Raw genomic sequence first — 9,757 nt, 5'->3', positions numbered from 1 at the left:
GGGGACGGGACCGGGGGCGGCGCGGCGGTCCGGGTGCGGCGGCGGCGCGGCGGCGGGTCGGCGACGAGCGGGCGCTGCTTGCCGTGCTTGGGGCCGAGCCAGCCGCGCCGGCTGGGCAGGGTGAGGCCGCCGATGAGCCCGCCGACCAGGACGAGCGCCGCGCCGAGGATCAGCCCGGACGAGGTGCCCGCGCGGAACGTCTCGAGTTCGGCGGCGCCCGCGCCCTCGGCGGGGACGCTGTGGATGAGCAGCCCGACGATCGCGATGCCGAACGCGCCGGACGCCTCCCGGATCACGTTGATGACGCCGCTCGCGACGCCCGCCCGCTCCTCGGGGACGGCCTTCAGCACGTACATGACGAGCGGCATGCCGAGGGCGGCGCCGACGCCGACGAGCATGACGCCGGGCATCAGGTCGGCGTAGCCGTCGCCGCGCTGGATCGTGGAGAACAGGAACATGCCGAGGGCCATCAGCGCCATGCCGCCGCCGATGGCGGGGCGCGGGCCGATCTTGGCGGCGAGCAGGAACGCGACGGGCGTCAGCACCATGATCGTGATGGCCGGGGGCAGCATGACGAGCCCGGCCTGGGGCGGCGAGAAGTCCAGGAAGCGCTGCAGGAACGTCGCGGAGTAGAACATCATGCCGTTGAAGCCGATGCCGTAGAGCATCTGCGACAGGAGCCCGCCGGTGAAGACGCGGTTGCGGAAGAACCGCATGTCGATCATCGGGTCGGGGGCCCAGCTCTCGACCATGACGAAGCAGACGAGCGCGATGGCGCCGAGGGCGAAGACGGCGAGCACCGACGGGTCGGTCCAGCCGTGCTTGTTGCCGGTCTCCAGCGCGTAGATGAACGCGAACAGCATCGTCGCGGAGATCAGCACGCCGGGCAGGTCGACGCGGGCGTCCTTGTTCTCGCCGTGCCCGGTGAGGGTGAACATGCCGAGCAGGATCACCAGGACGCCGGGCACGATGTTGATGAGGAAGATCCAGCCCCAGTGCCAGTGCTGGACGATGATGCCGCCGATGGTGGGGCCGAGGGCGGTGGCGCTGGACGCGGCGGCGATCCACACGATGTTGCCGATGGAGCGCTGCTTGTCGGTGCGCCCGACGGTGACCATGACCTGGGTGGCGGGCAGCGCGAGCGCGGCGCCGGCGCCCTGCGTGATGCGGGCCAGGATCAGGACGTCCGTGGACTGCGCGAGCCCGCAGACGGCGGACGCCGCGGTGAACACGATCATGCCGGACGTGAACGTGAGCCGCGGGCCGTAGACGTCCGTCAGCCGGCCGCCCGCGATCATCAGGCACGAGAACATCAGGATGTACCCGGTGGCGACCCAGTCCTTGGCCGAGTCCGACATGTCGAGGTCGGCCATGATCGTGGGCAGCGCGTTGAAGACCACCGTGTTGTCCATGGTGATCATGAATGCGCTGACGGCGACGACCGCCAGCGCCCATCGGTATCTGCCCCGGGTCAACGGTGGACGCGGCGCGACCTCCCCCGCGCGCGGGAAATCGGCCGCTACCCCCTAAAATGTGTCGCGACTATTGTTACTTTTGGTTCATTCCTCGTTACCCATCACATCTGTCGGATGGGCGTCTCAACTATCCCATCAGGCCACAATGGTTACTACCGAGTCTTGTCATCGCCGTGACAAGTGGCTGCGGAGAAAAGTGGTCTGGGTGCGCATCGTGAGCCGGGCAGAGTGGGACAAAGTGGGTCCCTCGCTTCGATGAACGATCCCGGTTTCATGGGGGGAACCCACCGCATGTCAAGCAACGATCGTTCCGGAGCCGCGCGGGACATCCCGCAGGATCGGGCTCGGATCAGCGAGGATTCGATTCGCCGGCACCTGATCGAGCAGATCGCGCGTCGCTCCCGGACCACCGCCGACCAGATCGATCCCGACCGCCCGCTCGAGGAGTTCGGGCTCGCCTCCCGCGACGCCGTCGCGATCGCCGGCGAGCTCGAGCAGATGCTCGGCCGGTCGCTCCCCGCCACCCTCGTCTGGGAACACCCGACGATCGACAAGCTCTCCGCGGCCCTCGCGTCCGGCGCCGACCTCGCCGCCGCCGCGAGCGCCGCACCGGCGGCGCCGTCCGGCCCCGCCGCCCCGTCGCCCGCCCCCGCCGCGGACGAGCCGATCGCCGTCGTCGGCATCGGCTGCCGCTTCCCCGGCGGCGACCGCGACCTCACCGGCCCCGCCGACTACTGGCGGTTCCTCACCGGCCGCGGCGACGCGATCCGGGAGGTCCCGGACGGCCGCTGGGACCCGTTCGACGACGGCTCCCCCGAGGTCGGCGACCTGCTCGCCCGGACCACGCGCCTCGGCGGCTTCCTGGACGACGTCGCCGCGTTCGACGCCGCGTTCTTCGGCATCACGCCGCGCGAGGCCGCCGTCATGGACCCGCAGCAGCGGCTCGTCCTCGAAGTCGCCTGGGAGGCGTTCGAGCACGCCGGAATCGGCCCGGCGTCGCTGCGCGGCAGCCGCACCGGCGTGTTCGTCGGCGTGTCCGCGCCCGAGTACGCGGCGTTCACCGCGTCCGACCCGGCCGCCCTGGAGCCGTTCACCGCGACCGGCGCCGCGCTCAGCATCATCGCGAACCGGCTGTCGTACCTGCTGGACCTGCGCGGCCCCAGCATGATCGTCGACACCGCGTGCAGCTCGTCGCTGGTCTCGACGCACCTCGCCGTGCAGGCGCTGCGGCGCGGCGAGGCCGACGTGGCGCTCGCGGGCGGCGTGAACCTGCTGCTGTCCCCGACCGTCACGATGACGTTCGACCTCGCCGGGGGCACCGCCGCCGACGGGCACTGCAAGGCGTTCGACGCGTCCGCCGACGGGATGGTCCGCGCGGAAGGCTGCGGCGCGGTCGTGCTGAAGCGGCTGTCGGACGCGCTCCGCGACGGCGACCGCGTCCTCGCGGTCGTCCGGGGCAGCGGCGTCAACTCCGACGGCCGCTCCAACGGGCTCGTCGCCCCCAACTCCGAGGCCCAGCGCGCGCTCCTGCGCGACGTGTACGCGTCCGCCGGGATCGACACCCGCGAGGTCGACTACGTCGAGGCGCACGGCACCGGCACGTTCCTCGGCGACCCGATCGAGGCGAAGGCCGTCGGCGAGGTCCTCGGCGCGGGCCGCGCCCCGGACGAGCCCCTGCTGCTCGGCTCGGCGAAGTCGAACCTCGGGCACATGGAGTCCGCCGCGGGCGTCGCCGGGCTGATCAAGGCGGTCCTCGCGCTGCACCACGGGACCATCCCGCCGAGCGCGCACTACCGCGAGCCGAACCCGCACATCCCGTTCGACGACCTGCGGCTGCGCGTCGTCGACGAGGAGACGCCGTGGCCCGACCGCGGCCGCCCCGCCCGCGCGGGCGTGTCCGGATTCGGGTTCGGCGGGACGAACGCGCACGTCGTCCTCGAAGCGGCGCCGGCGCCCGAACCGCGCGTCCAGCCCGCGGCCGTCCGCACGTTCCCGCTCTCCGACACCGCCGACGACCGCGTCCGCGACCACGCGTCCGCCCTCGCGTCCTGGCTCCGCGACACCGACGCCGGCGCCGCCGCCGCGCTCCCCGACCTCGCCCGCACCCTGCACGGCCGCGCCGGACGCGGCCGGGCCCGCGCCGCCGTCGCCGCCCGCGACCGCGCCGGGCTCGTCGACGGGCTCACCGCGCTCGCCGAGGGACGCCCCCACCCGGGCGTCGTCACCGGCTCGGCGCTCGGCACGCCCGGCCGTCCCGTCTGGGTGTTCTCCGGGTACGGGGCGCAGCGCGCGGGCATGGCGCGGCGGCTCCTGGAGGAGGAGCCCGCGTTCGCCGAGGCCATCGACGACCTCGACGGGCTGTTCGCCGAGGAGGGCGGCCCCGCCCTGTGGGACCTCCTCGAATCCGGCGCGGAACCGGGCGGCCCGGCCGAGACCATGCCCGTCCTGTTCGCGATCCAGCTCGGCCTCGCCCGCATGTGGGCGTCCTACGGCGTGACGCCCGCCGCGGTCATCGGCCACTCGATGGGCGAGGTCGCCGCGGCCGTCGTCGCCGGGGCGCTCACCCCGCAGGACGGCGTCCGCGTCATCTGCCGCCGGTCCCGCCTCCTCACCCGCCTCGTCGGCGGCGGCGCGATGGCCGTGCTCGGCGCGTCCGCCGCCGAGGTCGGGCGCCTCGCCGGCGACCTGCCCGAGGTGTACGCGGCCGTCCACTCGTCGCCGAAGCAGACGGTCGTCACCGGCGACGCCGGCCAGGTCGCGGAGATCGTCGAGCGTGCCGAGGCCGAAGGGCGCCTCGCCCGCATGGTGAAGGCCGAGGGCGCGGGCCACTCCCCGCAGGTCGACCCGCTGATCCCCGAACTGCGGGAGCTGCTCGCCGGCGTCGGCGCCGAACGGGGCACGCCCCTCGCCGACGGGATCGTCCTCTACACCACCGCCCTGGACGACCCGCGCGCCGTCTCCGCCGCCGACGCGACGCTCGACGCCGGGTACTGGGCCGCGAACCTGCGCAACCCCGTCCGGCTGACCGACGCCGTCGCCGCCGCGTCCGAGGACGGGCACCGCACGTTCGTCGAGGTCAACGCGCACCCGATCCTCGCGCACGCCGTCGGCGAGACCCTCGACGGCAGCGGCGCGCTCGTCACCCACACCCTCAAGCGGGCGCCGAAGGGCCAGGAGACCGACGACACCGTCACCTTCCACGCGCAGCTCGCCCGCCTCGCCGCGCACGGCCTCGCCGTCGCCGCGCCCGCCGACGGCGCGATCACCGACGTCCCGTCCTCGCCGTGGCGGCACGAGCGGCACTGGGTCGACCTGTCCGCGCGCGCCGACCGGGGCCGCGACGAGCACCCGCTGCTCGGCGCGCACGTCGAACTGCCCGGCGAGGACCGGCACGCCTGGCGCGCCGACGTGGGCCTCGCCGCCCGCCCGTGGCTCGCCGGCCTCGCCGTCCACGGGCTGCCCGTGCTGCCGGTCGCCGCGTACGCCGAGATGGCCCTCGCCGCCGGCGCGAGCGCCCTCGGCACCGGCGCCGTCCGCGTCAACAGCCTGTGGATCGAGCGGCCCCTCGCGCTCGCCGAACACACCACCGTCACCACCACCTGGACCGAGGACGAGCAGCGCGTCGAGATCCACGCCCGCACGCCCGCCGGGACCTGGACCCGGCTGGCCAGCGCGGACGTCGGCGAGGACGACCGCCCGCCCGCCGCCGAACCCGCCGCGGACACCGGCGGCCTGCCCGAGGTGCCCGCCGCCGAGCGCGGCAGCCGCCACTACCGCCTGCACCCCGAGGTCCTCGACCGGTGCCTCGCCGTCCTGTCCGCCGAGGCCGCCGCCCTCGCGGGCGACGGCGTCTGGCTCGCCGAGACCATCGGCGGCCTGCGCGTGCACGGCCCGACGCACCGCGGCGGCCGCGTCCGCGCGACCGCCCGGCACGGCGAGGACGGCGTGCTCGGCACGGTCGTCCTGCACGGCCCCGGCGGCGAAGTGCTCCTCGAGGCCACCGGCATCGTGCTCCGCCGCACCGAGCGCCCCGACGTCCCCGTCCCCCTGCACGACAAGCTCGTCGAGGTCGTCTGGGACGAGACCGCGGCGCCCGGCCCGGCCCCCGAGGACGGCGGCGCGTGGCTGCTGCTCTCCGACGAGGACGACGCGCTCGCCGCGGCCGTCGCCGCCGGGCTCGAGGAGTGCGGCCGCACCGTCATCCGGCACCGGCCCACCGCGGCGCCGCCCGACGACCACCCGATGGACGAGCACCGGGTCGCGGGCGTCGTGCTGGTGCCGTCCGCCGGGCTCGTCGACGAGGACCTCGTGCTCGCCGTCGCGCGGATCAGCCGCACCCTCCCCGACGGCCCCCGCTTCTACGTCGCGACCCGCACCGCCGTCCCCGTCCTGGACGGCGAGGCCGGCGAGCCCGCGCACGGGTTCGTCCGCGCGCTCACCCGCGTCCTGGCGTTCGAGCGGACGGTCCAGCGCGCGACGCACGTCGACGTCGACCGGCCCGCCGACCTCGTCGCCGAACTGCTCGCGGACGGCGACGCCCGCGAGGTCGCGTGGCGCGGCGGCGTCCGGTACGTCGCGCGGCTCGCGCCCGGCGCGGCGCCCGAGCCGCCCGCGAAGCGCAAGCGGATCGTCCGGCGCGGCGGCGCGTACGTGATCACCGGCGGGTACGGCGGGATCGGCCTGGTCACCGCGCGGCTGCTCGCCGAGCGGGGCGCGGGGCGGATCGTGCTGTCCGGCCGCCGCGGACCGGACGACGCCGCCGAGAAGGTCATCGCGCGGCTGCGCGAGAGCGGCGTCGACGTGGGGATCGTCCTCGGCGACATCGCGGCGCCCGGCACCGCCGAGCGGCTGGTGCGGGTCGCGCAGGAGGGCGGCGTGCGGCTGCGCGGCGTCGTGCACGGCGCCGGCGCCATCGACGACCGGCTGATCGCCGACCTCGGACCGGACGATCTCCACAGGGTGTGGACGGCGAAGGTGGAGGGCGCCCGGCGGCTCAGCGAGGCCACCTGGGACCTCGACCTCGACTGGCTCGTCATGCACTCGTCCGCCGCCGCGCTGCTCGGCTCGCCGGGGCAGGGCGCGTACGCCGCCGCGAACGCCGCGATCGACGCCCTCACCGCGTACCGGCGGGCGCACGGCCGCCCCGGCACCACCGTCAACTGGGGCACCTGGTCCCAGGTCGGCGGCGCCGCCGACCTCGCCGTCGCGGTCATCGAGCCGATCAGCCCCGAGGAGGGCGCCGAAGCGCTCGAAGCCCTGCTCGTGCACGACCGTCCGGCGACGGGCGTCCTGCGGTTCGACCCCGCGACCGCGGTCGGGCTGTTCCCCGAGATCCGCACCATGCCGTACTTCGCGGCGCTCACCGAGGCCGCCGGCGGCGCGGACGACGACACCGGCGACTGGCCGGGCGTCGACGCCCTCAAGGAGCTGCCGCCCGCCGAGGCCCGCAAGGCCATCGCCGCGCAGGTCCGGTACCGGATCGCGTCCGTGCTCGGCTTCGAGCCGCAGCGCCTCGACCCCGCGGTGCCGCTCACCGACCTCGGGCTCGACTCGCTCGTCGCCGTCCGGATCAAGAGCGGCGTCGAGCACGACCTCGGCCTCACCGTCCCCGCGTCCGTGCTGCTGCAGGGCGCCAGCGTCAACGTGTTCGAGGAGTGGGCGGCCGGCGAGCTGGGCCTCGCCGGCGCGCCCGCCCCCGCACAGGCCGCCGCGAACGCCGAACCCGGCTACGTGATGCCCCGCGACGCCGCCGAACGCCTCGCCGTCCGCATCTTCGAGGACGTCCTCGAAGTCGACCGGGCCGGCGTCACCGCGGACTTCTTCGCCGACCTCGGCGGGACGGACGCGCACGCCGACCGGCTCGTCGCGACGATCACGAAGGAACTCGGCCGGGAGGTCACCCGCGGCGAACTGCTCGCGACACCCACCGCCGAGCACGTCGCGGAGTTCATCCGCGCCGCCGACGAGGAGGCCGCACGGCAGACCGTCCGTCCGCTGAAGGCGTCCGGGACGCGGCGCCCGCTCTTCATCGCCCACCCGGCGGGCGGCACCACCGCCTGCTACCGGCAGCTCGTCGACCTGCTCGGCGACGACCAGCCGGTGTACGGCCTCGAACGGTTCGAGGACGCCCCGTCCGTCGAGGAGCGCGCCGCCCGGTACGTCGCGCACCTGCTGGAGGCGCAGCCCGAGGGCGCGTTCCGGCTCGGCGGCTGGTCGTTCGGCGGCGTCCTCGCCTACGAGACGGCGCGGCGGCTCCGCGCCGCCGGACGCGACGTCGAGTTCGTCGCCCTGTTCGACGCGGGACTCCCCCTCGCCGTGGACGACGAGTCCGACACGCTCGCGCGCCGGTTCGCGGCGTTCGCCGACTACATCAACGAGACGTACGGCCTGGACGTCGCCCTCACCTACGAGGAGCTGTCCGGGCTGGACGAAGAGGCGCAGTTCGCGCTGGTCATGGAGCGGGCGGCGCCGCTGGTGGATCACATTCCGCCGGCCGCGCTGACCCATCAGCTCACGTCCCACCAGGACACCCGATCCCTGGAGGCGTACCGGCCGGGGCCCTACGACGGCCGCGTCATCCTGTACTACGCGCCCGAGGAGACGCCCTGGGCCGTCCGGGACGCCCGCTACGTGCTCGACGGGACGAACGGTTTCGGCGGGCTCTGCTCCGACCTGGAGAAGGTGACGATCCCGGGCGTGCACCACCTCAACCTGCTGGATCCCCCCGGCGTGCGGACGCTCGCCGCGGATCTGGAGGACCGGCTCGCCGGGCGTAGGCCCGGCGCGGTCCCGCGCAGTGAACCGCCGGAGGCCGCGGGCGCGGCCGCGCGCCGCCGGCCCACCCCGGCCCGCTGAGGGCCTGCCCCACCCCGTCGTTACGGAGGACACCCATGGCTCAGCCCGGCTCGTCCCACCCGCTCCTCGACGCCGTCCGCGGCGGCGCCAGCGGTCCCGAGCTGCAGGAGATCGACCTTCCGACCCGCTTCCGCGCAGCCTTCACCCGCAAGGACGAGGTGGGGATCTTCGAAGGCGAGACCGACAAGGACGTGCGCCGCTCGCTGCACGTCGACGAGGTCGAGATGCCCGAGCTCGCCCCCGACGAGTGCGTCGTCGCGGTGATGTCCGCGGCGATCAACTTCAACACCGTCTGGTCGGCGATCTTCGAGCCGGTCCCGACGTTCACGTTCCTGGAGAAGTTCGGCCGCCAGGGCTGGTACGGCGCCCGGCACGACCTCCCGTACCACATCCTCGGCTCGGACGGCTCCGGCGTGGTCGTCCGCACCGGCGAGGGCGTCCGGAACTGGAAGGCCGGCGACAAGGTCGTCCTGTCCCCGTTCTTCGTGGACGAGGAGGACCACGGCTCCTACGACGACGGCATGATGAGCGAGAGCCAGCTCGCGTGGGGCTTCGAGACGAACTTCGGGTCGCTCGGCGAGTACTGCATCGTCAAGGCGAACCAGCTCATCCGCAAGCCGAAGCACCTCACCTGGGAGGAGGCGGGCTCGAACACCCTGTGCGCGGCCACCGCGTACCGGATGCTCGTCGGCCCGCACGGGGCGCGGATGAAGCAGGGCGACGTCGTCCTGATCTGGGGCGCGACGGGCGGGCTCGGCTCGTACGCGACGCAGCTCGTCCGCAACGGCGGCGGCATCCCGGTCGCGGTCGTGTCGTCGCCGGAGAAGGCGGACATCGTCCGGGCGCAGGGCTGCGAGCACATCATCGACCGCAGCGAGCTGAACCTCGGCGAGCAGGGCCTGCGGAACCCGAAGGCGGGCCGCGTCCTCGGCGAGGCGATCCGCTCCCTCGTCGGCGAGGACCCGGGGATCGTGTTCGAGTACCTCGGTCGCGAGACGTTCGGCGCGTCCGTCTACGTGGCCCGCCGCGGCGGCAAGATCGTCACGTGCGGCTCGTCGACCGGCTACCGGCACGAGTACGACAACCGCTTCCTGTGGATGCGGCTGAAGAGCATCATCGGCTCGCACGGCTTCAACTACCACGAGGCCGTCGAGATCAACCGGCTCATCTCGCTCGGCATGATCCACCCGACCCTGTCGAAGGTGTACGGCCTCGACGAGGCCGGCGAGGCGACCCGCGCCGTCCAGACGAACGCGCACGTCGGGAAGGTCGCGGTCCTGTGCGGCGCGACCGCCGAGGGCCAGGGCGTCGACGACCCGGCGATGCGCGAGCGCATCGGCGAGCACAACCTGAACCGCTTCCGCCGCTGACCCGCCCCGCCCCGGGCGGGTCAGCGGCGGAAGCGGTTCAGGTTGTGCTCGCCGATG

The 9,757-nt window shown here is 74.5% G+C and carries 3 protein-coding genes; 2 read left to right on the top strand and 1 reads right to left on the bottom strand.

Annotated features, from left to right (window positions below):
* Positions 1 to 1,412: DHA2 family efflux MFS transporter permease subunit (locus DMH08_RS36285; protein ID WP_233618021.1), on the bottom strand; the 1,412-nt coding region annotated here is incomplete at its 3' end.
* A 354-nt stretch (positions 1,413 to 1,766) separates the two neighbouring features.
* Between DMH08_RS36285 and DMH08_RS36280 the strand changes: the two genes are divergently transcribed.
* On the top strand, positions 1,767 to 8,330 hold the full coding sequence (locus DMH08_RS36280) for a type I polyketide synthase (RefSeq protein WP_125620692.1): 6,564 nt from the start codon (positions 1,767 to 1,769) through the stop codon (positions 8,328 to 8,330).
* Between the two features lie 35 nt (positions 8,331 to 8,365).
* Complete coding sequence (gene ccrA / locus DMH08_RS36275) at positions 8,366 to 9,700, top strand: crotonyl-CoA carboxylase/reductase (RefSeq protein ID WP_125620690.1); 1,335 nt, start codon at positions 8,366 to 8,368, stop codon at positions 9,698 to 9,700.
* The last annotated feature ends 57 nt before the right edge of the window (positions 9,701 to 9,757 follow it).

The organism is Actinomadura sp. WAC 06369 (assembly GCF_003947565.1).
Taxonomy (GTDB): Bacteria; Actinomycetota; Actinomycetes; order Streptosporangiales; family Streptosporangiaceae; genus Spirillospora; species Spirillospora rifamycini.
This window is presented reverse-complemented; position numbering and strand designations above follow the sequence as displayed.